Here is a 24,893-nt window from a genome sequence, read left to right as displayed (position 1 = left end):
GCGCTTTCGTGCACTAGCGAAAAGTTGGGGTAGCACCCCCGACAGCCAGTTGCGCCTGCAGTTTCTTCACCAGGACATTGCCAGGTTCGTAAATGCCCATGGTGACGGTTGCGGTGCCACTGCCCCCAGGATCCTGGGTGACCGTGATCTTGGAGAACTGCCGCAGTGCACCCGACGCGAAGCGCGCGGTGGAAACCACGGCCGCATCCGCGTCGCTGCCTGGCGCGCTCACCCGCGCGTCGAAGGTGAAATCGCCCGGTTGGGCGTTGGCGAAGGGCAGGCTGGCATTCCACGCCGAGCACACAAGATTGAGCGCGGTCGCCGTCTTCCCCCGGCTGGTGAGTTCGAGCTCGACCAGGGCGCTCAGGTGGTAGTCACCGGCCACGAAGATCAGCCCTTCGATGTCGTTCTCGACGATGAACCGCACCAGCCTGCGCCAGCTGGCCGGATAGCCGAGCCAGTTGTCGGCGGCGATGCAGGTCGCCGGCTCGGCGACGAAACGGTTCTCGGGCAGGGCGAAGACGCTGCCGCTGCACAGCAGCTTGGGCCCCTTGCGGTGGGCCAGCAGCCAGCCTTCGATGGCCTGCATCTGCTCTTCGCGCATGATGTGCACACCCTTCCAGTCGTGCTGCGTGCGTGGGGTGCGTTCGGTGCGCGTATCGGCTGCGAAAGCGGGGATCCCACCGACCTTGAAGTCATGCCACAGGCCGCGCTCCACCGTCCATCCCTGGGGGGTCAGGGCCAGCCTGGGCAAATCCGTGCGGTGAAAGCGCGCCTGGTAGGCGGTGGCCGCCAGGAACCCATGGTAGAAGCGCTGCCCTCGCAAGGAGTCGGCAGTGGCACTGTCCGCCCCATCGAGGTTGTCGTCGAACTCGTGGTCGTCCACCACCAGCCAGACGGGCAGGCGCGAAAACAATCGCCGCGTGGCGGCACTGCCCCAGCTCTCGCGGTAGCGCTGGGCCCCGCGCTCATCGCGTTCCGTGGTTTCTGCAATGTTGGCCGTGGCATCGGCATAGATCTGGTCGCCCAGCAGCAGCAGGGCCTGCACAGGCGCTGTGGCATGGGCGATGTGCTGCTCCATGTCGCCGGCCAGCCCGTCGATCGCGTGGCGCTCGAAGGCCAGGCCCGGCCAGCGGCAGGAGGTGGCCAGGAAACTGGTGCTGGCATGCGCCTGGTCATCTGCGGTCCAGCGCTGCCACCAGGGCAGTGCGGCCAGATCGAGAACGACGGGCAGTGATTCGCTCGATGGATGCTTGAGAGCAGGAGGGCCATCGGGCGCAGCCGCCCAAGCCGTACCGGGGCCTTGGGGAAGACAGCGCAGCGTCAGGCTGATTGGCGGCAGCCCGGCGAACGGCAAGGTCTCGCTTTCCCAGAGCACACAAGTCCAGTAGCAGCCCTGGCCGGTGGGCGGCAGTGTCTGCGCTTGGGTGGGCGCCACCACGCCGGGGAACGCCGTCACCTGGACGGCGTCGCACAGCGCGCCGCCGATCCGGACCTCCGGCGCCATCGGCGTGCTGGTGGTGTCGAAATACTGTTCCACCCAGACCACCAGCTGGCGCTTTCCGTGCGGGTCGCGTTCTGTCTGCAGCATGGGGCCAGTCAGCGGCCGGATGGGCGCGATGAAGTCCCGGTCGGCCAGATCCGTGTCGCTGGACTGGCCATCCGGGCATGGCAGGTCGGGGTCGAGGTGGCAACCATCGGCGATGTCCTCGAACGCGGCGGGATCCTCCAGAAAGTCTGTGAGATGCGGGTAGATGTCCGTATGGGCATGTTTGCCGAACAGGAAATCCATGTGACCGTAGCCCTTGCGGATGAAGGTGCGGACCACCCTCCCGGGCTGGTGCGCGAAGACCCTGCGCAACCGGTTCCAGGTGCGTGCCGCTCCGCGCGGATCGAACACCTGGTTGTCCAGGCCATGCACGAACAGCGTGGGAAAGCGCCAGTTCCTGAGGAAATTGTCTTCCAGGAGGTAGCTGTTCTCCCCCTCACGGTTGGTGAGCCGCTCGCGCAGCACGATGAAGTACAGCTGGCGGAACACCTCGACCCCCGCCGCCCCCACGAGTTCGCCCAGCCGCTCGTGCGTGCGCGGATCCAGATTGGCATGAACCCACTCGCGCCCGTAGAAGGCGGTCATCCGGTTGCAGATGGCGCACCCTGCGCCAGGCGAGTCGCGGTGCGCTTCATGCAGGCTGCGCTCTTCATCCGACCAGGCCAGGGTGGCCGCGAACCGGTCCAGCAGTTCATCGGCCGGGCCGGGGTTGGCCGGAAGGAGGGGGTCGATCAGTTCGCGGCCCGTGAGCAGGTTGCGGTAGAGCGCGGCCAGCGCCCCCGAGAACCGGTTGGACACGGACGGCACCACCCAGGGGTGCACCGCATGGATGATGGCCGCGCGCACCTTGGTGGTGTCAAAGCGCGCCTGCAGCGCCGCCATGGCGAAGGCGCCCGCGCCCACGCAGTGCGCGAAGACGTCGATGGGCTGGCCGCCTGCCTGGGCATGGACGCGGTCGACGGCGGCCGGAATGTCGGTGTGCGCGATGTCGTCCATGGTGTGTGCATCGCGCGCGTAGCCCAGGCGATTGGACATGCGGTTGTCCAGCAGCCAGACGGTATAGCCCTCGCGCAGGAAGTGTCCGGCCAGGTTGGTATCCACGGTGTCGGTCGCATACACGCCGCTGCCGTGGGCGAGCCCGTGGATGAAGAGGACATGCCGCGCGCCCTGAGGGTGGCGGTAGACCGTCAGCTGCAGGTCGATCTGATCCGCTTCTCCACTGCGGCGCGCCACCTTCAGCACCTCGGCCTGCGGCCGGACATCGACGCCCCCAGCGGTTTTCAGGGAGGGATGCGGCGGCAGCGCGGGGCGCGTGTATTTTGCGTAGTCCAGGCCGCGCAGCGACCAGAAGTGCGTCTGCATCACGGCGCGCAGCCACAGGGAGGCGAACGACACCAGCGCGACGATGGTGGCTGGCGTGCTCGATGCTTCACGGACCTGCAGCCGCAGCCGGCTCACGAGGTCTGCCAGATCGACGCGCAGCGCCATCTTCCAGGGCGCCTTGTCCTGCCACCTCAGGTCCAGGTCCAGCATCGTGAGGGCGTCCCACAGCGTGCGCGCGCCATTCCGGTAGGCCAACAGTTTGCGGCCCTGGGCGACGACCGCCATGGCCTGGCCTGCGGCACCGCCTTGGGGTACCAGCGTGAAGTGGTAGTCGAGCGTGCGGTATTGGGTATGCAGCCAGCCCGCACGGGCCAAGCCGAGCAGTTTTTTGCGCCAGCCGGGGCCCACATGCTGGGAAATGCCGCCGGGCCGGCGTTTCAGATAGGCGCTGAATGCGAGCACGCCGCGCCAGGCCCGGCGCAGGAAGCCAGCACGCTCGAGCGCGAGCAGCGACACCTGCCCCGTGCCGCGCAGCAGGGGTTCGCCCTTCAAGGCGTCGGCGTGGATTGCCGGCCAGCCGGGGATGGGGTTGGCATAGATCGCCAACGAGGCATCCCATGGGGTCGAGGGGTTGGCCAGCCATTGGTGCAGGTCGACTGTGACCTCGACGGCAGCGATGAATGCGCGCGGCTGCGTGGCCGCCCCAGGGAGCAGCGGTGTGTCGTGCCGGGACAGGAGCCGCTGGGCCCAGTCGGGCAGGTGGGCTTTGTCGGTGCTGCCCAGCAGGTGCTCGTGGATGCGAAAAAGCACCACCCCTGTGTCGGATGCGGTCTGTCCCGCATCTGCCACACGGGGCTGCGACCTGGAGCCCTGTGCCGCAGCAACAGGCGCTGCGCTGTCCGCGTTCGGTTGCGCCAGCGCGCTGGCGATGTCCCGGGCCGCGAGCATGGACAGGGCGGAGATCGTGACGAACGGGTTGACGCCCAGGGCGCGCGGAACGATGGCTCCGTCCAGCACATGCAGGCCCGCGTGGACTTCATTCCCCCGGCCCTTGAACACCGCACCGCGCCAGTCGACGGCCCCTTGCGTGCCATCGTCGCCCATGGGGCAGCCGCCAAGCGGGTGGACCGTGATCGATTTTTCCGATTGGGCGCCCGCGATGATGTCGGAAAAGCCGTCGGGCGCCGGGTGCCACAGGGGGTTGGGCAGGTAGTCGCCCCCATCGAAGCCACCGGCCGCATGCGCCTGCGTGAACGCGCGGTGCACGGCCTGGTAGTAGTCGGCATGCCCTGCTGTGGCCGTGGAACTGTCGGGGGGCCAGTGGACGTCCAGCTCCAGGGTGTCCGCATCCACCGGGCTGGTGCCTGAGGGAGGGCGCAAGGAGATGGTTCCATTCGATGCGTCATGGCCCATGGCCAGCAGTAGTTGCGCGTGCCGCGCCGCCCCACGTGGAAGGGCCAGCGGGTCGTCGGTGCCGGGAAATCGCGCGTCCACATCACGCACGTAGCGGTGCAGTGTCGACAGTGCGTGGCCCAGCGTGCCCGTGGCCTGGGCGAGCGCGGAAGGGATGGCACCGTCCTGCACCAGGATTTCCTGCCTTACGCCCTCCACATCCAGCGGCACGCGCAGCGTTCCACAGATCGTCGGTCCGACGTCGCGGCTGGGCGCCGTGCTGCCCGCTTCGGGGGCCGAGACGGCATTGACGGCCTGGTGCTGGCGCCAGCCCATGGCAAGCACATCGCCATTGGTGGAAAAGGCCGAGCCCAGCGCCTCGGAGTGCGGCACATGGAAGGACCGCAGCAGCAGCTCCGTGCTTCCCAGGCTACCCGCGCTGACGATGACGGTGTGCGCGTCGATGGTGAACTCCACGGGCGCTGTGTTGCGGCTGCCCGTTGAACACTGGAAGTGCACACGCCAACGCAGGCTGCGCCCGTTCGCACTGCGCGCGGGGGTCTCCAGGGGCTCCACCCGCAAGGCGTTGCCGCCGACGAAAAAGCGTGCGCCACGGCCGTGCGCCGCCGGGATGAGGTTGGTGGCCAGCGTGCCCTTGGCGCCGATGTTGCAGCCGGTGAAGCAGTTGCCGCAGCGCACGCAGGCCTGCATCTCCACCCCGTGCGCGTTGGTGTGCTGCGTGTTCGAGATGGTGAGGTCGACCGGCTGCGCGCCGCCTGCCTGCAGCGCACCTCCCAGGCGCGACAGCGCCTGGAATTTGGAGAGGTCTGCCGCGCGCTCCAGGGGCGCCGCCTCCAGCGCCGAAATGACCTCGTCCAGGGCCTCCATCAGGGCCTCCCTCCGTGCGCCGCCGTGTCGGTACACGCTGGGCCAGCGCCCATGGTCAAAGGTGTTCGCTGAAGGCTTGAAGGCCACGCCAGCATTGACCAGGGAGCCGCCGCCCAGGCCGCTGCCGGTCAGCACCGCCACCTCGTCGAAATTGCGGACGTTGAGAAGTGCCTGCGCGTTGCCTAGGGCCTTGCCGCTGGCGCCGCGCTGTATCCGCAGGTGGCCGGGCAGGTGGCCGATATCCTCGGGGAACTCACCGAGGGCGTATTCCTTGCCCCGCTCGACGACCCAGGTTTCCACGCCGGGCCCGGCCAGTTCACGTGCCGCGAAACTGCCCCCGTAGCCAGAACCGACAATGAGCACGTCGCATTGGGGCGCAGGGTGGGCCTGCAACATCGTTTCGATGGACTCTGACCAGCGAGAATGGGTCGCCATGGTGCCTTTCCGTGGATATCCGTTATTGGGTAACAATTACTTACATGCGTCTTTTACCGCCGTTTCCCGTTGATGCCAATCACCCATTGGATGTAGCCATGGCGCGCGAGTCGCTGCGGCTGCGCGCACTGCAGTCCGTCAAAGCGCGCAGCATGGTGGTCGTGGCGGCTGTCGTTGCGGCCATCTGTTTCGGCTTCACCACCCCGGTCTGGCGCGTGCTGGCGTGGATGTTTCCGGTGCTGCTCATGGCCCAGATCAATGCGGTGCTCAGCGCGCGCGCCCTGGCAGCGCTCGATACTGCCGACGCCCAGGCGCTGACCGAACAACAAACCCACCACTGGTGGATCACCGTGGCCAACCAGGCCTTGATGGGGGTGACTGTCTGGTGGATCGGGTATGGCAGCGCCGGAGGTTCGGCCACGTTTGCCACCGCGCTGCAGCTCATCTACCTGGGGGGGGCGCTGGTGAATGCTTCGACGCATCCGCCGACCTTCATTGCGGGTGCGTGGATCAACCTCGCTTTTGCGGCGCTCTTCTGGCTTACCCAGGGCGGCACCAATGGCCTGCCGTTGGCGCTGGCACTGTTCGGTGTGGGCCTGGTGATCGCGGCCTCTTCGCGGCAGACGGCGCAGGCCTTTCGCGATTCGCTGCAGATCCGCTTCGAAAATGCGGATCTGCTGCGCCAGTTGGGAGAAGAGAAGCAGGTGGCCGAAGAAGCCAATGCCGCCAAGTCGCGGTTTCTGGCTGCGGCAAGCCATGACCTGCGCCAGCCCCTGCATGCCTTGTTGGTCTTCTCGTCCCTGTTGCACCGCCATGAGACGCCGCAGACCTCGCAGCTGATCGCCCACATCCGTGACGCAGCGGGATCGCTGGACAAGCTCTTCTCGGGCCTGCTCGACCTCTCCAAGCTGGAGACCGGCTCCATCGTGCCGCAAATGCAGGCCCTGAACATTGCCGCCATGGTACGGGACCTGGTCAAGGAGTTCCAGCCGAGATGTGCTGCCAAAGGGGTTTCCATGGAGGCCGAGGGGGCCGATGAGGCGTGGGTGCTGAGTGACGCATTTCTGCTGGAGCGCATCCTGCGCAACCTGGTGGACAACGCGGTGAAGTACACCAACGAAGGTGGCGTGGTGGTCTCGGTGCTGGCGCAGGAGAGCGTGGTGCAGCTGCAGGTGCGCGATACCGGCATCGGCATCGCCCGCGAATCGCAGGCCCGCGTTTTCGAGGAGTATTTCCAGGTCGGCAATCCGTCGCGCGACCCGGGGCAGGGCAGCGGCCTGGGCCTGGCCATCGTGCGCCGCCTTGCCAACCTGCTCGGGCTTGAAATGGGCATGCGGTCCGATGCAGGCCAGGGAACCACGTTTACCCTCGTCTTGCCCCAGGCGCCGATTTTTGAAAACATGGGCATGGGTGCCGTCTCCGCACCCGCCCAGCCCGCGTTGACCACAGCCGTGGAAGTCTGGCTCGTCGAGGACCATGCCCTGGTGCGGATGGCTACCACGCAGGCACTGGAGTCGTGGGGCTGCAAGGTCACGCAATGGGAGGGCATGCCCCCGGATGCCGCGATGAATGCGATCACCACGCCCCCGCATGCGCTGATCGCGGACTACCGGCTCGCGGGCGATGCCACCGGCCTGGACGTGGCGCAGCGGCTGCGCTCGCGCTGGCCCGGGCTGCCGGTGGCAATCATCACCGGGGACCCCGGCATCAACCTCCACGAGGTCGAGCGACTGGGCAACATTGCGATGTGGCAAAAACCGGTTCTGCCCTCACTGCTCATCGACTGGCTGGCCGAACTCAGTGAACAGGCAGTGGTTCCGGCTCCGGTCCAGGTCGACTGAGGCAGCTGCTGCAGGGCGGACTCATACGGATTTGCATTCGATCGTAAAACTAGGCGGGAGCCGCAGACAGTGCTGTAGCACGGCAAGGCGGACCAACGAAGTTAGACGGTTGAAGGCAAATCCGTATCAGGCGATGCGCACGCCTTGTCGTGCGCAGACGTAGACGGCCTCGGTGCGGCTTTGGACGTTCAATTGGCGGAATATGACGCTCAGGTGTGACTTTACGGTCTGGTCGCTGATATTGAGTTCGCGCGCAATCACCTTGTTGGGCAGGCCGCGCAGGATGGCGGCCAGCACATCCCCCTGGCGCTGGGTCAGCTCGGGGAATGCCTGGGTGAGATCGCTGGGCAGGTTGCTGTCCGAGGGCGCGGCCGTCCTGCCAGGCCCTGAGAGCAGGGTGGCAGGCAAGTAGATGCCACCCGAGGCGATGGTGTTCAGGGCCAGCAGCAGGGTTTCGGGCTCGGAGTCCTTGGCGATGAAGCCGACTGCGCCGTTGTCGATGGCTGTGCGGACCAGCGCGGCGCTCTTCTCGCCCGACAGCACGATCTGGCGTGCCTGGGGCACCAGTTCACGGATGGCCACCATGGCCTCGGCGCCCGAAAGGCCTTCCATGTGCCAGTCCAGCAGCACGATGTCGGCAGGCTGCTGGCGCAATTTTTTGAGGCCTTCTTCGCAGCTGCCGGCGATCTGCGTGTTGATGCCGAAGCCGAGTTCAGCGAGCAGCAGGCGAAGCCCCTCTCGAAACAGGGAGTGATCGTCAATGACAAGAACATTCATGGGATGGGAATACGGGCATCGCCGTGACGCCACCAAGGTGGCATGCACAGTCAAAATGGATTGGATTGCCATCGGCTGACACATCTGGTATCACACCGACTATGCCATGGTCTTGGTATCCATGCATCGCGACATCCCAAGTTTTACCACTTGGTGGAACGTTAACCGGCAGCAACGCTGCTTTTAGCGCATGGCCTTGATGGCTTGCGCCGCCCGTGTCACGAGCGCCGGGCCTTCGTAGATCAGCCCGGTGTAGATCTGCACCACGTCCGCGCCTGCGCGCACCTTGCTCACCGCGTCGTCGGCGCTCATCACGCCGCCCACGCCGATGATGGGGAAGCGGCTGCCCAGTGCGGCACGCAGCTGGCGTATCACCTGGTTGCTGGCTTCGAGCACCGGTGCGCCGCTCAGGCCACCTGTTTCCTCGGCATGGTGCAGGCCCTTGACTGCGTCGCGGGCAATGGTGGTGTTGGTGGCGATCACGCCGTCCATGCCGTGGCGCTGCAGTGTGGCGGCGATGACCGACACCTGCTCCTCGGTCAGGTCAGGGGCAATCTTCACGAAGATGGGGGTGCGCTTGCCGGTCTGCCTGGCCAGCACCTCGCGGCGCTCGGCAATGGCGCCCAGCAGGCCGTCCAGCGCCTCGTCGCTCTGCAGCGCGCGCAGGTTCTGGGTGTTGGGTGAGCTGATGTTCACCGTCACGTAGTCGGCATGGGGGTAAACACCGTCCAGGCAGGTGAGGTAGTCACTGGTGGCGTTCTCGATCGGGGTGGTTGCGTTCTTGCCGATGTTCAGCCCCAGGAGCATGCGCGGGCCGCTGCTTTGCTGGTCGCGAAAGCGCGATTGCTGCACGTTGCGCAAAAAGGCGTCGAGGCCTTCGTTGTTGAAGCCCAGGCGGTTGATGAGGGCACGCTTTTCGGGCAGGCGGAACATGCGCGGCTTGGGGTTGCCGGGCTGGGCCTTGGGCGTCACGGTGCCCACCTCCACAAAACCGAAGCCCATGGCACCCAGGGCGTCGATCACGCGGGCGTTCTTGTCCAGGCCGGCGGCCATGCCCACGCGGTTGGGAAAGGCGAGGCCGGCCAGCTCCACCGGGTCGTCCACCCGCGTGTTGCACCAGGCCCACTGCAGCGGCGTGCGCTGCCCGCGGGCCAGCATTTCCATGGTGAGTTCATGCGCGGCTTCGGCATCCAGGCCGAAGAGGAAAGGGCGGGCGAGGGCGTAGGGGATCAGGGACATGGGTGGATCACAGGGGATAATTGCGCAACAACCTTCGATTTTCCCCCATGACGACCTCCACTCCCCTGACCCAAGACGAACTCAAGGCCCTCGTAGGCCAGGCAGCCCTGCAATATGTGGTGCCTGGCGAGATAGTGGGGGTGGGCACGGGCTCCACCGTCAACAAGTTCATCGACGCGCTGGCCAGCATGAAGGGCGAGATCAAGGGCGCCGTGTCGAGCTCGGTGGCCAGCACCGAGCGCCTCAAGGCCCTGGGCATTCCCGTGTTCGACGCCAACGAGGTCGAGGCCCTGTCGGTCTACATCGACGGCGCCGACGAGATCGACGGCCAGGGCCACATGGTCAAGGGCGGCGGCGCCGCACTCACGCGCGAGAAGATCGTGGCGGCGCTGGCTGGCCGCTTCGTCTGTATCGCCGACGAGTCCAAGCTGGTGCCTGCACTGGGCAAATTCCCCCTGCCGGTGGAGGTGATTCCGATGGCGGCCCAGAACATTGCGCGCCGTTTCGCGGCCCTGGGCGGCAAGGCCTCCATCCGCCAGAAGGACGGCCAGCCCCTGGTGACCGACAACGGGCAGCACATCCTTGACGTCACGGGCCTGTCCATCACCGACCCGCTGGCCTTTGAATCCAACGTCAACCAGTGGCCCGGCGTGGTTACGGTGGGGGTATTCGCCCATCAGAAGGCCTCGGTCTGCCTGCTGGGCACGGCGCAAGGCGTGAAGACGCTGAGCTACTGACGCCCGTTTCAGCTGGCTCTGCTCCGCTTCGGGGGCTGACTGCAAAGCCAATGGGCCGCTGCTGCGGCCCATTCACCTGGGGTGCAGGTATCGCTTTTGGATCAGAACCGGATACCCGCAGGATTGGTCGGTGCGGCACCGTCGGTCGAAGGTGCAGGGCGTGCACGGGGTGAGGCCGTTGCGTCCGAGGCGGGCGCGGCGGCTGGTGCTGGTGCGGCGGGAGCTGCAGCCGCCAACGGCGTGGCTGCCGGGCGGCGATAGTTTGCCGGCAATTGAGACTGCTTGGGATAGCCGGCCACGTCCAGGTACTGCGCCCATTCCCCCTCAGAGAAGCCCGCCATCCGTTGCGCGCCGATGGTGCCAAAAGGCAGTGTGCTGCTGCCACTGGCCGCCTGCAGAGCATCGATGTCTGCATTGCTGTTGACCGTCCGCTCCGTGAAGGGAATGCCGCGGTTGACCAGAAAACTGCGGGCGCTTGAGCATGGCGCGCAGTCGTTGCCGGTGTACAGCGTCACCGGAAAGCGCTGGGCGACCCGGGAGAGTTCGAGCGGCAGTCCGGCACCGGCGCCGGCACTGCCGGTGGCAGGCGCTGCGCCCGTGGTGGTGGGCCTGGCGGAGGGATCTGCTGGCGCGCGGTCAGAGAAAGTCACCTTGCCATCGGGCCCGACGATGCGGTACACCGCTTGTGCTTGGACACCGGTACAGGCCAGCACAAGCAGCATGGGGGCCAGCATTGGCAGGGACAGCAGGTTCTTGCGCATCGTCTTTCTCCTCGGGATCCGTTTGTAATGGGGAAACTCAGGCCACAGCCGGCTCGGCCATGCCCTGGTGGCGCATCAGCGCATCCAGGCGCGGTTCGCGGCCCCGGAAGGCTTTGAACGACTCCATGGCGGGGCGGCTGCCCCCGGCTTCCAGAATCGCCTCGCGGTAGCGGCGGCCGGTCTCGGCACTCGGCTGTCCATCGCTGCCCACGGTCTCTTCAAAGGCTGCATAGGCGTCGGCGCTCAGCACCTCGGCCCATTTGTAGCTGTAGTAACCCGCAGCATAACCGCCCGCGAAGATGTGGCTGAAGGTGTGTGCCGTGCGGCTGAACGCCGGCGGCTGCAGCACCGCCACTTCGGCGCGCACCTGGCCCAGCAGGGGCATGATGTCCCGGGCCGGGTCGTGCTCGGTGTGCAGCAGCATGTCGAACAGCGAGAACTCGATCTGGCGCAGCGTCTGCATGCCGCTCTGGAAGTTCTTGGCAGCGATCATCTTGTCGAACAGCGCGCGCGGCAGGGGCTCGCCCGTGTCCACATGGGCCGTCATGTGCTTGAGCACATCCCACTCCCAGCAGAAGTTCTCCATGAACTGGCTGGGCAGCTCCACCGCATCCCACTCCACGCCGCCGATGCCCGAGACGTCGCGCTCGTTCACCTGGGTCAGCATGTGGTGCAGGCCGTGGCCGAATTCGTGGAACAGCGTGATCACGTCGTCGTGCGTGAGCAGGGGAGGCTTGCCGTCCACACCGCTGGCGAAATTGCACACCAGGTGCGCCACCGGGGTCTGCAGCACGCCGGTGTCGGGGCGCAGCCAGCGGGTGCGCACGTCGTCCATCCAGGCGCCGCCGCGCTTGCCGGTGCGGGCCGGCTGGTCCAGGTAGAACTGGCCCACCAGCGTGTTGCCACGCTCGATGCGGTAGAACTCCACGGCCGGGTTCCACACGGGCGCACTGTCGCGGCGAATCGCCACCTCGAACAGCGTTTCGATGATCTTGAACAGGCCGGCCAGCACCTTGGGCGCCGTGAAGTACTGCTTGACCTCCTGCTCGCTGAAGGCGTAGCGCGCTTCCTTGAGCTTTTCGGCCACGTAGGGCCAGTCCCAGGCCTGCGGATGGGCCAGGCCCAGGTCACCCGAAGCAAAGGCACGCAGGTCGGCCACGTCCTTTTCGGCGTAGGGGCGCGCGCGGTGCGCCAGGTCGCGCAGGAAGGTGACCACCTCGGCGGGCGAGTCGGCCATCTTGGCCACCACCGACACTTCGCCGAAGTTGGCGTAGCCCAGCAGTTGCGCCTCTTCCTTGCGCAGCGCCAGGATCTCGCCGATCAGCGCGGTGTTGTCGTACTTGCGGGCATCGCCCTGGGCCTGGTCGGAGGCGCGGGTCACGTAGGCGCGGTAGAGCTTTTCGCGCAGGGCGCTCTGGTGGGCAAACTGCATCACCGGCAGGTAGCACGGCATCTTCAGCGTGAGCTTGTACCCGTCCTTGCCCTCGGCCTGGGCGGCGTCGCGCGCGGCCTGCAGCACGTCGGCCGGCACACCATCCACCTCGGCGTCGGTGGCGTAGTAGGCAAAGGCGTCGGTCGCATCCAGGGCGTTTTCGCTGAACTTCTGGCTCAGCTCGGCCTGGCGCTCCTGGATCTGGGCAAAGCGCTCCTTGGCAGGGCCGGCCAGCTCCGCACCGCTGAGCACGAAGTTGCGCACGGCATTCTTGTGCGCCTGGCGCTGCTCGGTGCTCAATGTGGAGGGGTCGATGGCCTTGTATTTGGCGTACAGGCGCTCGTCGGCGCCCAGGCGCGTCCAGTACTCGGTCACGCGCGGCAGGGCGGCGTTGTAGGCGGCGCGCAATTCGGGCGTGTCGGCCACGCTGTTGAGGTGGCTCACCGCACCCCAGGCCGTGCCCAGTTGCTCGGTGGCCACATCCAGCACCTGGGCGATGGCGTCCCAGCGGGCGGGGAAGTCGGGGGCGGTCACCGTCTCCAGCGCCACGTTGGCACGTTCGAGCAGCACGTCGACGGCGGGTGCGACGTCGCCTGGCGTGATGCGGTCAAACTGGGGAAGGCCGGAAAATTCGAGAAGGGCGTTGCTCATGCGGTGTAGATGGCGCCTCGGGGCGTTGGTTCAAGGGTTTTTTTACCGTGCAGCCGTGCGCTCGGCCGCCTCGATGGTGTTCACCAGCAGCATGGTAATGGTCATCGGGCCAACCCCGCCAGGCACGGGGGTGATCCAGCCGGCCACTTCCTTGACGCCCTCGAAGTCCACGTCGCCGCAAAGCTTGCCTTCGGCGTTGCGGTTGATGCCCACGTCGATCACGATGGCGCCGGGCTTGACCATGTCGGCCGTGAGCGTGTTGGCGCGGCCCACGGCCGCCACCACCACGTCGGCCTGGCGCGTGTGGTAGGCCAGGTCGGGCGTGCCGCTGTGCGTCACGGTCACGGTGGCATTGGCCTGCAGCAGCAGCAGGGCCATGGGCTTGCCCACGGTGTTGCTGCGCCCGATCACCACGGCATGCTTGCCCTTGAGCGACTGGCCGGTGGATTCGATCAGCTTCATGCTGCCGTACGGGGTGCAGGGGCGAAAGCCCTCCAGCCCGGCCATCAGCTCGCCGGCCGACAGCACCGAGTAGCCGTCCACGTCCTTGGCGGTGGAGATTGCCTCGATCACCTTGTGCGGGTCGATGTGCTTGGGCAGGGGCATCTGCACCAGGATGCCGTGCACGCTCGGGTCGGCATTCAGCGCGGCGATGCGGGCCAGCAGGTCGGTCTCGCTCAGCGTGGCCTCGTACTTCTCGAAGATCGAGCGCACGCCGCTGTCCTCGCAGGCCTTGACCTTGTTGCGCACATAGACGGCCGAGGCCGGGTCTTCGCCCACCAGGATCACGGCCAGGCCGGGCTGGTGGCCGCGCGCGGTGAGGGCAGCGGCGCGCTGGGCGACTTCGCTGCGCAATTGGCGGGAGAGGGCGGTGCCGTCGATGATGTGGGCTGTCATGGCTGGAATACGGTCAAAAAGAGCAACAGGCGCTCTGATGGGGTCTAAGTGCCAGGCTCTGTTGGCCTGTCGGAACAATGTCTTCTACGGATTTGCATGCAAGCGGATAACTAGGCGGGGAGCCGCAGACAGTGCTCTGGCACGGCAAGGCTCACCAACGACGTTAGCCGCTTGCAGGCAAATACGTGTCAGCCCTTGGGCGCGTTCTGGCCGAGGGCGATCTTGAGCAGATCGGCCACGGTATTGGCGTTGAGCTTTTCCATGATGTTGGCGCGGTGCGCCTCCACTGTCTTGATGCTGATGCCCAGGTCGTCGGCGATCTGCTTGTTCAGGCGGCCGGCGACAATGCGCTCGAGCACCTGCGCCTCGCGGCTGGTGAGCTTGGAGAGCAGGGCGTCGCGGCTGGCGGCCTGCTGGTAGCCGGCAAAGGCCTCGCGTGCGTGGTCCAGCATGCGCTCGACCAAGCCGACCAGCTCTTCCTCGTCAAAGGGCTTCTGGATGAAGTCGAGTGCACCTTTCTTCATCGTGTTCACGGCCATGGGCACGTCGCCGTGGCCGGTGATGAAGACGATGGGCAGGGGCGACTTGCGCTCGATCAAGCGGTCCTGCAACTCCAGTCCGGTCATGCCGCCCATGCGGATGTCCACGATCAGGCAGGCCACTTCACGGGGGTCGTAGCGCGACAGGAAGGTCTCGGCCGAATCAAAGCAGCGCACCCGGTAGTCCTTGCCTTCCAGCAGCCATTGCAGGGAGTCGCGGACCGCTTCGTCATCGTCCACGACGTATACGGTGCCTTTTTTCGGAATCAAGCTCATGCAATTGTCCTTGGAGTATGTGCGTTTGCTACAGAATTTGTAGTGTCATCGGCAGGCTTGGCAAGCGGCAACCAGAAGGAGAACCTGCAGCCCGTGACGTCTGAACCATTGTAGATGTTCTCCGCCTGCATCCGGCCGTGGTGCGACTCGACGATGCTGCGGCACAGATTGAGGCCCATGCCCATGCCTTCCTGCTTGGTGGAGAAGAAAGCCTCGAACAGGCGTTCGAGCACCTCGGGCGCCAGGCCCTTGCCGGTGTCCAGCACCGAGAATTCGACCACCTCGCGCTCCTCGATGGTCTTGGGTACCACGCGCAGCTCCACGCTGCGGCCGGCCGTGGGGCGGTTGGCGTGCTGTATGGCCTCGGCGCCGTTCTTCATCAGGTTCACCAGCACCTGCTCGATCAGGATGGTGTCGGCCATCACGGGCGGCAGGCGCGCGGCGATGTACAGCGTCAGGCGCACATGGTGGCGGCGCAGCTCGATGTCGGCCAGCTCCACGGCCTCGGTCACCATCAGGTGCACATCGGCCAGGGCTCGGTTGGGCTCGCTCTTCTTCACGAAGGCGCGGATGCGCTGGATGATCTGCCCGGCGCGCTGTGCCTGGTGGGCTGTCTTCTGCAGGGCCGTGAGCAGGGCCTCCTCGGTCAGCTGGCCGCTCTGGATGCGCGAGACCATGCCGCTGCAGTAGTTGTTGATGGCCGTGAGCGGCTGGTTGAGCTCGTGCGCCACGCTGGACGCCATCTCGCCCATGGTGATCAGGCGGCTGACGGACTGCGCCCGCTCGGCCTGGCGCGAAGCCTGCTCCTCGGCCTGGCGGCGCGGCGTGATGTCGGTGGCGATCACCATCTGCGCCAGGCGCCCGTCCACCCAGTTCAGGTAGCGCGAGCGCACCTCCAGCCACTTGCCCAGGTCGGGCAGGAAGATCTCGGCGTTTTCGGTGCGGGCGCTGGTCAAGGTGTCGGTGGGCAGGCCCATCAGGCCGTCCTCGTCATCCACGCCCGTCGAAGTGCTGCCCGCCACGGGCACCACGCCAGCCTGGGCCACCAGCTGCAGGTGGCCGCCGGTCTGCGAGCCGAACCACTGGCGGTACAGCTTGTTGGCAAACAGCAGCTCCTCGCTGCCCAATGGCGCCACGGACACCGAGGCATCGAGCGACTCGAGCACGATGGTGAAGCGCTCGTGCGATGCCGAGAGCTGCTCGCGCACCCGGTTGGGCTCGGTGATGTCGGTCATCGATGTCATCCAGCCGGTCTGGTGGCCGTGGGCGTCGATCAGCGGCGACACATACAGCCGCGCGTCGAACAGCGTGCCGCTCTTGCGCCGCACCCGCACCTGGAAGCCGCCGACGATGGTCTTGCCGCTGAGCTCGTCGCGCAGCTTGGCGTGCAGGGCCTCGTGGTCCGAGTCGGGCCAGTAGGGGAAGGGCGCCTTCAGGCCCACCAGCTCTGCCTCGCTCCAGCCTGTCATCTGGCAGAAGGCGGCGTTCACGTAGGTGATGCGGCCTTCCATGTCAAGGGCACGCATGCCGGTGAGGATGGAGTTCTCCATCGCCCGGCGAAAGTTGGTTTCCGCCACCAGGGCCTGCTGGGCCTGCATGCGCCGGCGCGTGTGGCGCCAGGTGGCGATCAGCATCCAGGCCGTCATGGCGCTGAGCGTGCCCACCAGCCAGAACAGGCCGCTGCCCACCACCCCCAGCGAGGTGCGGTAGGCCTGGGCGCGCAGCACCAGCCCGTTGCCCACGGGGGACACGGGCACCTCGTACTCATTGGCGCGCGGGCTCCAGGGCAGCAGCTGCGTGGCCGGGTTGCGCGGGCCCAGAGGGGTGCCCGCAAGCACCTGGCTCTTGCTGTCCAGCAGCGTCACGGCGTAGCGTGCCAGCACCTCGGTGGGCGTGCCGTAGCGCAGCAGGCTGTCGATGGAGTATTCGCCCAGCACCACGCCGCTGAACTTGCCCTGGTTGTTCAGCGGCACTTGCAGTTGCAGCAGGGGGGTGATGTCGCCCGCCGTGGCGGCCGGCTGGGCATACACGGGCTGCTGCAGGTCGCGCGCCAGGCCATAGGTGTCGGCCGTGTCGCCGGCTTTGAGCACCTCGCCGGCAATGCGCAGCTCGCTGCTGGCCAGGGTGGGTGCCGCGTGGCTGGCGCGGATGCGGCGGCGCTCGTCGATCCAGGTGATGGCCTGCAGCTCGGGGTACTGGCTGATCAGCGTCTCGGCCCGGCTCACGAACTCGGATTTTTCGAGCTCCTGGTTGGACAGGTCGCGCGCAATGCGCATCAGTTGCTCTTGCCGCTCCAAGAGGCGCAGGCGCACCCGCTGCTGGGCGTATTCCACGTCACGGCGCAGGGCTTCCTGCTCGCGCTCGGCCTCTTCGGCGCGCAGGTACCAGAAGGCCGCCACGATGGCCGCCAGGAACATCAGCACCGCCGCCAGGGGCGCCAGCGCGGCAAACCGGTCCTGCCGGGTGGGCGAGAGGCTGCGCCACCACTTGCGCCACCAGCGCGCAGGGGCCGCGATGGGCGAGACCGTGGTGGGGGGCGCTGGGTCGGTTGGATGCATGTCCCTCAAGTGTAGAGGAGGCGCACACCTGGTAACGGACAGCAGGGACAAACCTGTCCACGATCCCTGGGAGTGCGTTTTTCGGGCAGGCCGCGGATCATTTGCGAACGCTCGTTCTTGTGCGTTTGCAGCAAATTCTCATAATGTGATATCAATGGGCACCATTTGAAATTCGCAAAAAGTTGTGCGAAACTAGGGGCAGTGTTCTAAATTGCTGCCACACCTATAGGAGACAAAGCATGTCAGCTCAGCCCGACCCTCAGGCCGCTTTTGGCCTCGGTACCGACGTCGATCAGCAGGAAACCCGTGAATGGATGGATGCGCTGTCCGCCGTGATCGACAAGGAGGGCCCCGAGCGTGCCCATTTCCTGCTGGAACAGCTTCTGGAACATGCACGCCAGAGCAGCATCGACATGCCGTTCTCGGCCAACACGGCCTACGTGAACACCATCGAGGCCGACCAGGAAGCCCACTGCCCCGGCAACATCGCCATTGAAAAGCGCCTGCGCGCCTACATGCGCTGGAACGCCATGGCCATGGTCGTGCGCGCCAACCGCCTGAACCCCGCCGACGGCGGCGACCTGGGCGGCCACATCGGCTCGTTCGCATCGGTGGCCAGCATGTTTGGCGCCGGTTTCAACCATTTCTGGCATGCGGCCAGCGAAGACCACGGCGGCGACCTGCTGTACATCCAGGGCCACAGTTCGCCCGGCATCTATGCCCGCGCCTACCTCGAAGGCCGGCTGACAGAAGAGCAGCTCGACAGCTTCCGCCAGGAAGTGGACGGCAAGGGCCTGTCCAGCTACCCGCATCCCAAGCTGATGCCCGAATTCTGGCAGTTCCCCACGGTGTCGATGGGCCTGGGCCCGCTGATGGCCATCTACCAGGCACGCTTCCTCAAGTACCTGCACGCCCGTGGCATCGCCAACACCGAAAACCGCAAGGTCTGGGTGTTCTGCGGCGACGGCGAGATGGACGAACCCGAATCGCTGGGCGCCATCGGCCTGGCCGCACGCGAAAACCTGGACAACCTGGTCTTCGTGATCAACTGCAACCTGCAGCGCCTGGACGGCCCGGTGCGCGGCAACGGCAAGATCGTGCAAGAGCTCGAAAGCGAGTTCCGCGGCAGCGGCTGGAACGTCATCAAGCTCCTGTGGGGCAATGGCTGGGACACCCTGCTGGCCCGCGACAAGACCGGCAAGCTCAAGCAACTGATGATGGAGACGCTGGACGGCGACTACCAGGCCATGAAGGCCAACGACGGTGCCTTCGTGCGCAAGAACTTCTTCGGCCGCCACCCCGAGACTCTGAAGCTCGTCGAGCACATGACCGACGACGAGATCTTCGAGCTGCGCCGTGGTGGCCACGAGCCCGCCAAGGTCTACGCCGCCTTCCACGCCGCCAACGCGCACAAGAACCAGCCCACCGTGCTGCTGGTCAAGACCGTCAAGGGCTATGGCATGGGCAAGGCCGGTGAAGGCAAGAACACCGTGCACCAGACCAAGAAGCTCTCGGACGAGGACATCAAGTACATCCGCGACCGCTTCAGCATCCCGATCCCGGACAGCCAGCTGGCCGACATCCCGTACTACAAGCCGGCCGACGACACGCCCGAAATGCAGTACCTGCAGGAGCGCCGCAAGGCCCTGGGCGGCTACCTGCCCAAGCGCCTGCCCAAGGCCGAAGAGAGCTTCACCGTGCCTTCGCTCGACACCTTCAAGGCGGTGCTCGAACCCACGGCCGAAGGCCGCGAAATCTCCACCACCCAGGCCTATGTGCGCTTCATCACGCAACTGCTGCGCGACCAGGCCCTGGGCCCGCGCGTGGTGCCCATCCTGGTGGACGAGGCCCGCACCTTCGGCATGGAAGGCCTGTTCCGCCAGATCGGCATCTACAACCCCAAGGGCCAGCTGTACACCCCGGTCGACCGCGACCAGGTGATGTACTACCGTGAAGACAAGGCCGGCCAGATCCTGCAGGAAGGCATCAATGAAGCCGGCGGCATGGCCAGCTGGATCGCTGCCGCCACCAGCTACAGCACGAACAACCGGATCATGATCCCGTTCTACGTGTATTACTCGATGTTCGGCTTCCAGCGCATCGGCGACCTGGCCTGGGCGGCGGGCGACATGCAGGCCCGCGGCTTTTTGCTGGGCGGCACCTCGGGCCGCACTACGCTCAACGGCGAAGGCCTGCAGCACGAAGACGGCCACAGCCACATCCTGGCCGGCACCATCCCCAACTGCGTGAGCTACGACCCGACCTTCGCCCACGAAGTCGGCGTGATCATGCACCATGGCCTGAAGCGCATGGTCGAGCGCCAGGAAAACGTCTTCTACTACATCACGCTGCTCAACGAGAACTATCCCATGCCCGGCCTGCAGCCCGGCACGGAAGAGCAGATCATCAAGGGCATGTACCTGTGCAAGCAGGCGCCCGCCCTGGCCGCCGATGCACCCACCGTGCAACTGCTGGGCAGCGGTACCATCCTGCGCGAATCCTTCTTTGCCCAGGAACTGCTGGAAAAGGACTGGGGCGTGGCCGCCGGCATCTGGAGCTGCCCGAGCTTCAACGAACTGGCCCGCGACGGCCAGGACGTGGAGCGCTGGAACCTGCTGCACCCGACCGAAACGCCACGTGTCTCCTTCGTGGCCGAGCAGTTGGGCAAGACCGCAGGCCCCGTGGTCGCCTCCACCGACTACATGAAGAACTACGCCGACCAGATTCGCTCGTTCATCCCCGCCGGCCGCACCTACAAGGTGCTCGGCACCGACGGCTTTGGCCGCAGCGACTTCCGCAGCAAGCTGCGCGAGCACTTCGAAATCAACCGCCACTACATCGTCGTCGCGGCCCTGAAGGCGCTGTCCGAAGAAGGCAAGGTGCCCGCAGCCAAGGTGGCCGAGGCCATCGCCAAGTACAACATCCAGGCCGACAAGGTCAACCCGCTGTACGCATAAAAGAACCGGAGACAACAATGGCATTGGTAGACATTCAAGTTCCGGACATCGGAGACTTCGACGAAGTCGGCGTGATCGAATTGCTGGTCAAACCCGGCGACACCGTCAAGGCCGAGCAGTCGCTGATCACGGTCGAATCCGACAAGGCCTCGATGGAGATCCCATCGAGCCACGCTGGCGTGGTCAAAGAGGTCAAGGTCGCCATCGGCGACAAGATCAAGCAGGGCTCCGTGGTGCTCACGCTGGAAGTGGCGGGCGAAGCGGCTGCGGCGCCTGCTGCTGCCGCACCCGCGCCAGCCGCCGCGTCCCCCGCACCGGCACCTGCCGCTGCAGCGCCCGCCCCAGCGGCGGCTGCCCCTGCAGCCGCCTCGGGCCCGGTGGAAGTGCGCGTGCCCGACATCGGCGACTTCAAGGACGTGGCCGTCATCGAGATGCTGGTCAAGGTGGGTGACACCATCAAGCTCGAGCAGTCGCTGTTCACCGTCGAATCCGACAAGGCCTCCATGGAGATCCCTTCGCCCGCCGCCGGCGTGCTCAAGGAGCTCAAGGTCAAGATCGGCGACACCGTGAACATCGGCGACCTGATCGCCGTGCTCGAAGGTTCTGCCCCCGTGGCGGCAGCGGCACCAGCACCCGCTGCTGCGCCTGCAGCCGCAGCACCTGCGCCGGCCCAGGCCGCAGCCGCCCCAGCGCCCGCAGCCGCCGCCGTGCCAGTGCCGGCCCACCAGCCAGGCGCCCCCACGGCAGGCCTGCCCCACGCATCCCCCTCCGTGCGCAAGTTCGCCCGCGAACTCGGTGTGCCGCTTGAAGAAGTCAAGGGCACCGGCACCAAGGGCCGCATCAGCCAGGACGACGTGCAGGCCTTCACCAAACAGGTGATGAGCGGCGCCACGCAGACCAAGGCCCAGGCGGCCAAGGCGCCTGCGGGCGGCGGTGGTGGTGGTGGTGCAGGCCTGGACCTGCTGCCATGGCCCAAGGTGGACTTCAGCAAGTTCGGCACGGTCGAGCGCAAGGACCTGTCGCGCATCAAGAAGATCAGCGGCGCCAACCTGCACCGCAACTGGGTGATGATCCCCCACGTCACCAACAACGACGAGGCCGACATCACCGAGCTCGAAGCCTTCCGCGTCTCCACCAACAAGGAGAACGAGAAGAGCGGCGTCAAGGTCACCATGCTGGCCTTCGTGATCAAGGCCGTGGTGGCCGCGCTCAAGAAGTTCCCCGAGTTCAATACCAGCCTGGATGGCGACACCCTGGTCTACAAGCAGTACTACAACGTGGGCTTTGCGGCGGACACGCCCAACGGCCTGGTGGTACCCGTGCTCAAGGATGCCGACAAGAAGGGCATCATGCAGATCAGCCAGGAAATGGGCGATCTGGCCAAAAAGGCCCGCGACGGCAAGCTCGGCTCGGCCGACATGCAGGGCGGCTGCATGTCGATCAGCTCGTTGGGCGGCATTGGCGGCACGCACTTCACCCCCATCATCAACGCGCCCGAAGTGGCCATCCTGGGCCTCTCCAAGGGCCAGATGAAGCCGGTGTGGGACGGCAAGCAGTTCGTGCCGCGCCTGGTGCTGCCCCTGTCGCTGTCGTATGACCACCGCGTGATCGACGGTGCCAGCGCTGCGCGCTTCAATGCCTATCTGGGCCAGGTGCTGGCGGACTACCGCCGCATCCTGCTGTAACGAGGAGACCCTGGTATGGCAATCATTGATATCAAGGTTCCGGACATCGGCGACTTCGACGAAGTCGGCGTCATCGAAGTGCTGGTCAAGCCCGGCGACACCATCAAGGCCGAGCAGAGCCTGATCACCGTGGAGTCCGACAAGGCCTCCATGGAGATCCCCTCCAGCCACGCTGGCGTGGTCAAAGAGCTCAAGGTCAAGATCGGTGACAAGGTCGCGCAAGGCGCCGTGGTGCTGACGCTGGAGGCAGCGGACGCAGGTGCCGCCGCTCCCGCACCGGCGGCTGCGCCTGCAGCAGCAGCCCCGGCTCCGGCCGCCTCGGCAACCCCTGCCGCACCCGCACCCCAGGCATCAAGCTTTGGCGGCACGGCCGATCTCGAGTGCGACCTGCTCGTGCTCGGCGCCGGCCCCGGCGGCTACAGCGCAGCGTTTCGCGCGGCAGATCTCGGCCTCAAGGTCGTGCTGGTCGAGCGCTACGCCACCCTGGGCGGCGTGTGCCTGAACGTGGGTTGCATCCCCTCCAAGGCACTGCTGCACGTGGCGGCTGTCATGGACGAAGTGAGCCACATGGCCGACCTGGGCGTGAGCTTCGGCGATCCCACCCTGGACATCGACAAGCTGCGCGGTCACAAGGAAAAGGTCATCGGCAAGCTGACCGGCGGCCTGGCCGCCATGGCCAAGATGCGCAAGGTCACCACCGTGCGCGGCCTGGGCCAGTTCGTCGGTGCCCACCACCTCGAAGTGGAAGAAACCAGCGGCGCCACCGGCCAGGAGAAGACGGGCACCAAGAAGGTCATCGCCTTCAAGAACGCCATCATCGCCGCCGGCAGCCAGGCCGTGCGCCTGCCCTTCATGCCCGACGATCCGCGCGTGGTGGATTCCACCGGCGCGCTGGAGTTGAAGGAAGTGCCCAAGCGCATGCTCATCCTGGGCGGCGGCATCATCGGCCTGGAAATGGGCACGGTGTACAGCACCCTGGGCGCGCGCCTGGACGTGGTGGAAATGATGGACGGCCTGATGCAGGGCGCCGACCGCGACCTCGTCAAGGTCTGGCAGAAGATGAACGCCAAGCGCTTCGACAACATCATGCTCAAGACCAAGACGGTGGGGGCCAAGGCCACGCCCGAAGGCATCGAGGTGACGTTTGCCGCAGCGGAAGAGGGCGGCACCGCGCCGGCGCCGCAGACCTATGACCTGGTGCTCCAGGCCGTGGGCCGCACCCCCAACGGCAAGAAGATCGCCGCCGAGAAGGCCGGCGTGGCCGTCACGGACCGCGGCTTCATCAACGTCGACATCCAGATGCGCACCAACGTGCCGCACATCTTCGCCATCGGCGACATCGTGGGCCAACCCATGCTGGCGCACAAGGCGGTGCACGAAGCGCATGTGGCCGCAGAAGTCATTGCCGGCGAGATCCAGGGCAACAAGGAGCTGGCCAGCGCCGCCTTCAACGCCCGCGTGATCCCCTCGGTGGCGTACACCGACCCCGAAGTGGCCTGGGTGGGCCTGACCGAAGACCAGGCCAAGGCCCAGGGCATCAAGGTCAAGAAGGGCCTGTTCCCGTGGACGGCCTCGGGCCGCGCCATCGCCAACGGCCGCGACGAGGGCTACACCAAGCTCCTGTTCGACGACAGCCCCGAGGCCCATGGCCACGGCAAGATCCTGGGCGGCGGCATCGTGGGCACCCACGCCGGCGACATGATCGGCGAGATCGCGCTGGCCATCGAGATGGGCGCGGACGCGGTGGACATCGGCAAGACCATCCACCCGCACCCCACGCTGGGCGAGAGCATCGGCATGGCGGCGGAGATCGCGCATGGCAGCTGCACGGACGTGCCGCCGCAGAAGAAGTGACATAGCCAGGGACAGCACACTGTGCAGTTCCGAAACGAAAGCCCGGCCTGGCAACGGTCCGGGCTTTTTTTATGGGCTGGCCCGTGGGCGGGAGCACGTGTTTGATCTCAGGCACACGTATCTACCGAAGAGTCGCCCGGCGGTGCTCTACGATGAGAGCTACACACCACCTCGCACCATGGCTTACGAACGGCATTTCATCAAGGACGCCAAGAAAGGCAACAAGCTTCGTACCCACGTGCGCATGATCGTTGACGGTTCCATGGTTCTCACCGACGAGCTGCAAGAAGGCGCCGCTACCGACCCCGGTGCCGTCTGGAAGCCGCTGCGCGCACAGGCTTGCGACGGCGACTTCGAAGCCCTGGCTTACGCCGACGGACAGGAATTCATGCGACTGACCAAAGGTGGCTGGCGGTTGGCTGCAGCCGATGGGGCGCCGCTGTCCGAGGGTGGCGATATCCTGAGCCTCAGGCCCCGGAACCCCGGTCCGTTGGCGGTATTGACCGCGGAAGGCTCCTATCCCTCCTTCGATTGGTACGACTACTTCGAATATGCGGTCAGCCGCATCGGTGTCGTCTGGGCATGGGACGATCCCGAAGCGGCCATGGAGTGGTCGGCCCGCATGACCCCTGTGCAAATGGCTCTGTGGGCGATCGCCAATGCAGACGGGCAAATCTGCAACGGCGGCTTCTCGCAGTTCTTCTACAACAGCTACGGCGAGCTGGCACACGAAGCACTGGCAGGCTTCGAATTGCTGGGCATGGCACCGTATGCCGACATCCTGCGCGAGGCCTATGCCGTCTTCCCCGGTCAGCGCATCCCCAAGGACCCGGACGAGCGCGTGGCCCTCCTGGAAACCATGGCGCGCGACGACGAGGCCACTGCGGCCCGGCTGCGGGCCGCCAGCAACGGAATCGAGCACGCATCGGCCATCTTCAAGGGGGCCGAGGACCTTTGGGTCGCACTGGAGGCCCACTACTGCGCACTGATCCACCAGGACATCGGCGTGCGCGGCTACAACGTGGCTTTCTACAAGCCGTTGTGCGAATGCATCGAGTCCCGTGCAGGCGGGGTTTTCCGGTAGCCGCCCGGCGCACCATTG

The 24,893-nt window shown here is 66.2% G+C and carries 14 protein-coding genes; 6 read left to right on the top strand and 8 right to left on the bottom strand.

Annotation, left to right across the window (positions count from 1 at the left end; translation table 11 throughout):
• Positions 1–13: 13 nt before the first annotated feature.
• On the bottom strand, positions 14–5,587 hold the full coding sequence (locus tag QYL93_RS06670; protein WP_305742923.1) for an alpha/beta fold hydrolase: 5,574 nt from the start codon (positions 5,585–5,587) through the stop codon (positions 14–16).
• Positions 5,588–5,685: 98 nt separating this feature from the next.
• Between QYL93_RS06670 and QYL93_RS06665 the strand changes: the two genes are divergently transcribed.
• Positions 5,686–7,428, top strand: a complete 1,743-nt coding sequence (locus QYL93_RS06665) for a hybrid sensor histidine kinase/response regulator (RefSeq protein ID WP_305742922.1) — start codon at positions 5,686–5,688, stop codon at positions 7,426–7,428.
• 126 nt (positions 7,429–7,554) lie between these two features.
• On the opposite strand, the gene QYL93_RS06660 is transcribed toward QYL93_RS06665, so the two are convergent.
• A complete protein-coding gene (locus QYL93_RS06660) occupies positions 7,555–8,205 on the bottom strand; it encodes a response regulator transcription factor (RefSeq protein ID WP_305742921.1) in 651 nt (216 codons plus the stop codon).
• A gap of 183 nt (positions 8,206–8,388) precedes the next feature.
• Positions 8,389–9,444, bottom strand: a complete 1,056-nt coding sequence (locus QYL93_RS06655; protein ID WP_305742920.1) for a quinone-dependent dihydroorotate dehydrogenase — start codon at positions 9,442–9,444, stop codon at positions 8,389–8,391.
• A 47-nt stretch (positions 9,445–9,491) separates the two neighbouring features.
• Between QYL93_RS06655 and rpiA the strand changes: the two genes are divergently transcribed.
• A complete protein-coding gene (gene rpiA, locus QYL93_RS06650) occupies positions 9,492–10,181 on the top strand; it encodes a ribose-5-phosphate isomerase RpiA (protein WP_305742919.1) in 690 nt (229 codons plus the stop codon).
• Positions 10,182–10,282: 101 nt separating this feature from the next.
• Here the strand turns inward: rpiA and QYL93_RS06645 are convergent, their stop codons facing one another.
• The 5 genes from QYL93_RS06645 to QYL93_RS06625 all read right to left on the bottom strand — a co-directional run bounded on the left by QYL93_RS06645 (position 10,283) and on the right by QYL93_RS06625 (position 17,295).
• On the bottom strand, positions 10,283–10,942 hold the full coding sequence (locus QYL93_RS06645) for a glutaredoxin family protein (protein ID WP_370876946.1): 660 nt from the start codon (positions 10,940–10,942) through the stop codon (positions 10,283–10,285).
• A 37-nt stretch (positions 10,943–10,979) separates the two neighbouring features.
• Positions 10,980–13,025, bottom strand: coding sequence for a M3 family metallopeptidase (locus QYL93_RS06640; RefSeq protein ID WP_305742918.1), 2,046 nt, complete (start codon positions 13,023–13,025; stop codon positions 10,980–10,982).
• Between the two features lie 42 nt (positions 13,026–13,067).
• Complete coding sequence (gene folD / locus QYL93_RS06635) at positions 13,068–13,922, bottom strand: bifunctional methylenetetrahydrofolate dehydrogenase/methenyltetrahydrofolate cyclohydrolase FolD (RefSeq protein WP_305742917.1); 855 nt, start codon at positions 13,920–13,922, stop codon at positions 13,068–13,070.
• A 188-nt stretch (positions 13,923–14,110) separates the two neighbouring features.
• Positions 14,111–14,737, bottom strand: coding sequence for a response regulator transcription factor (locus tag QYL93_RS06630; RefSeq protein WP_007848524.1), 627 nt, complete (start codon positions 14,735–14,737; stop codon positions 14,111–14,113).
• A complete protein-coding gene (locus tag QYL93_RS06625) occupies positions 14,734–17,295 on the bottom strand; it encodes a PAS domain S-box protein (RefSeq protein ID WP_305742916.1) in 2,562 nt (853 codons plus the stop codon). The genes QYL93_RS06630 and QYL93_RS06625 overlap by 4 nt, the downstream gene beginning before the upstream one ends.
• Positions 17,296–17,534: 239 nt before the next feature.
• On the opposite strand from QYL93_RS06625, the gene aceE reads away from it, so the two are divergent.
• The 4 genes from aceE (at position 17,535) to QYL93_RS06605 (ending at position 24,875) form a co-directional block, all read left to right on the top strand.
• On the top strand, positions 17,535–20,252 hold the full coding sequence (gene aceE, locus QYL93_RS06620) for a pyruvate dehydrogenase (acetyl-transferring), homodimeric type (protein WP_305742915.1): 2,718 nt from the start codon (positions 17,535–17,537) through the stop codon (positions 20,250–20,252).
• Positions 20,253–20,269: 17 nt separating this feature from the next.
• A complete protein-coding gene (gene aceF, locus QYL93_RS06615; protein WP_305742914.1) occupies positions 20,270–21,937 on the top strand; it encodes a dihydrolipoyllysine-residue acetyltransferase in 1,668 nt (555 codons plus the stop codon).
• 15 nt (positions 21,938–21,952) lie between these two features.
• Positions 21,953–23,791 (top strand): dihydrolipoyl dehydrogenase, encoded by a 1,839-nt coding sequence (gene lpdA, locus QYL93_RS06610; protein WP_305742913.1) that lies wholly within the window; start codon positions 21,953–21,955, stop codon positions 23,789–23,791.
• Positions 23,792–23,969: 178 nt separating this feature from the next.
• Positions 23,970–24,875 (top strand): DUF4375 domain-containing protein, encoded by a 906-nt coding sequence (locus QYL93_RS06605; RefSeq protein ID WP_305742912.1) that lies wholly within the window; start codon positions 23,970–23,972, stop codon positions 24,873–24,875.
• Positions 24,876–24,893 lie beyond the last annotated feature (18 nt).

This window comes from Acidovorax sp. A1169 (assembly GCF_030704685.1).
In the GTDB taxonomy this organism is placed as follows: Bacteria; Pseudomonadota; Gammaproteobacteria; order Burkholderiales; family Burkholderiaceae_C; genus Acidovorax.
Note: the sequence above shows the minus strand (reverse complement) of the source record. Positions and strands in the feature narration are given on the sequence as shown.

What these genes read in the sequence shown, in the direction of transcription:
- QYL93_RS06640 (WP_305742918.1), bottom strand. Translation starts at nt 13,025, where the DNA reads ATGAGCAACGCCCTTCTCGAATTTTCCGGCCTTCCCCAGTTTGACCGC.
- QYL93_RS06625 (WP_305742916.1), bottom strand. Translation starts at nt 17,295, where the DNA reads ATGCATCCAACCGACCCAGCGCCCCCCACCACGGTCTCGCCCATCGCG.
- folD (WP_305742917.1), bottom strand. Translation starts at nt 13,922, where the DNA reads ATGACAGCCCACATCATCGACGGCACCGCCCTCTCCCGCCAATTGCGC.
- rpiA (WP_305742919.1), top strand. Translation starts at nt 9,492, where the DNA reads ATGACGACCTCCACTCCCCTGACCCAAGACGAACTCAAGGCCCTCGTA.
- QYL93_RS06665 (WP_305742922.1), top strand. Translation starts at nt 5,686, where the DNA reads ATGGCGCGCGAGTCGCTGCGGCTGCGCGCACTGCAGTCCGTCAAAGCG.
- QYL93_RS06605 (WP_305742912.1), top strand. Translation starts at nt 23,970, where the DNA reads ATGGCTTACGAACGGCATTTCATCAAGGACGCCAAGAAAGGCAACAAG.
- QYL93_RS06660 (WP_305742921.1), bottom strand. Translation starts at nt 8,205, where the DNA reads ATGAATGTTCTTGTCATTGACGATCACTCCCTGTTTCGAGAGGGGCTT.
- aceF (WP_305742914.1), top strand. Translation starts at nt 20,270, where the DNA reads ATGGCATTGGTAGACATTCAAGTTCCGGACATCGGAGACTTCGACGAA.
- QYL93_RS06655 (WP_305742920.1), bottom strand. Translation starts at nt 9,444, where the DNA reads ATGTCCCTGATCCCCTACGCCCTCGCCCGCCCTTTCCTCTTCGGCCTG.
- QYL93_RS06630 (WP_007848524.1), bottom strand. Translation starts at nt 14,737, where the DNA reads ATGAGCTTGATTCCGAAAAAAGGCACCGTATACGTCGTGGACGATGAC.
- QYL93_RS06670 (WP_305742923.1), bottom strand. Translation starts at nt 5,587, where the DNA reads ATGGCGACCCATTCTCGCTGGTCAGAGTCCATCGAAACGATGTTGCAG.
- aceE (WP_305742915.1), top strand. Translation starts at nt 17,535, where the DNA reads ATGTCAGCTCAGCCCGACCCTCAGGCCGCTTTTGGCCTCGGTACCGAC.
- lpdA (WP_305742913.1), top strand. Translation starts at nt 21,953, where the DNA reads ATGGCAATCATTGATATCAAGGTTCCGGACATCGGCGACTTCGACGAA.
- QYL93_RS06645 (WP_370876946.1), bottom strand. Translation starts at nt 10,942, where the DNA reads ATGCGCAAGAACCTGCTGTCCCTGCCAATGCTGGCCCCCATGCTGCTT.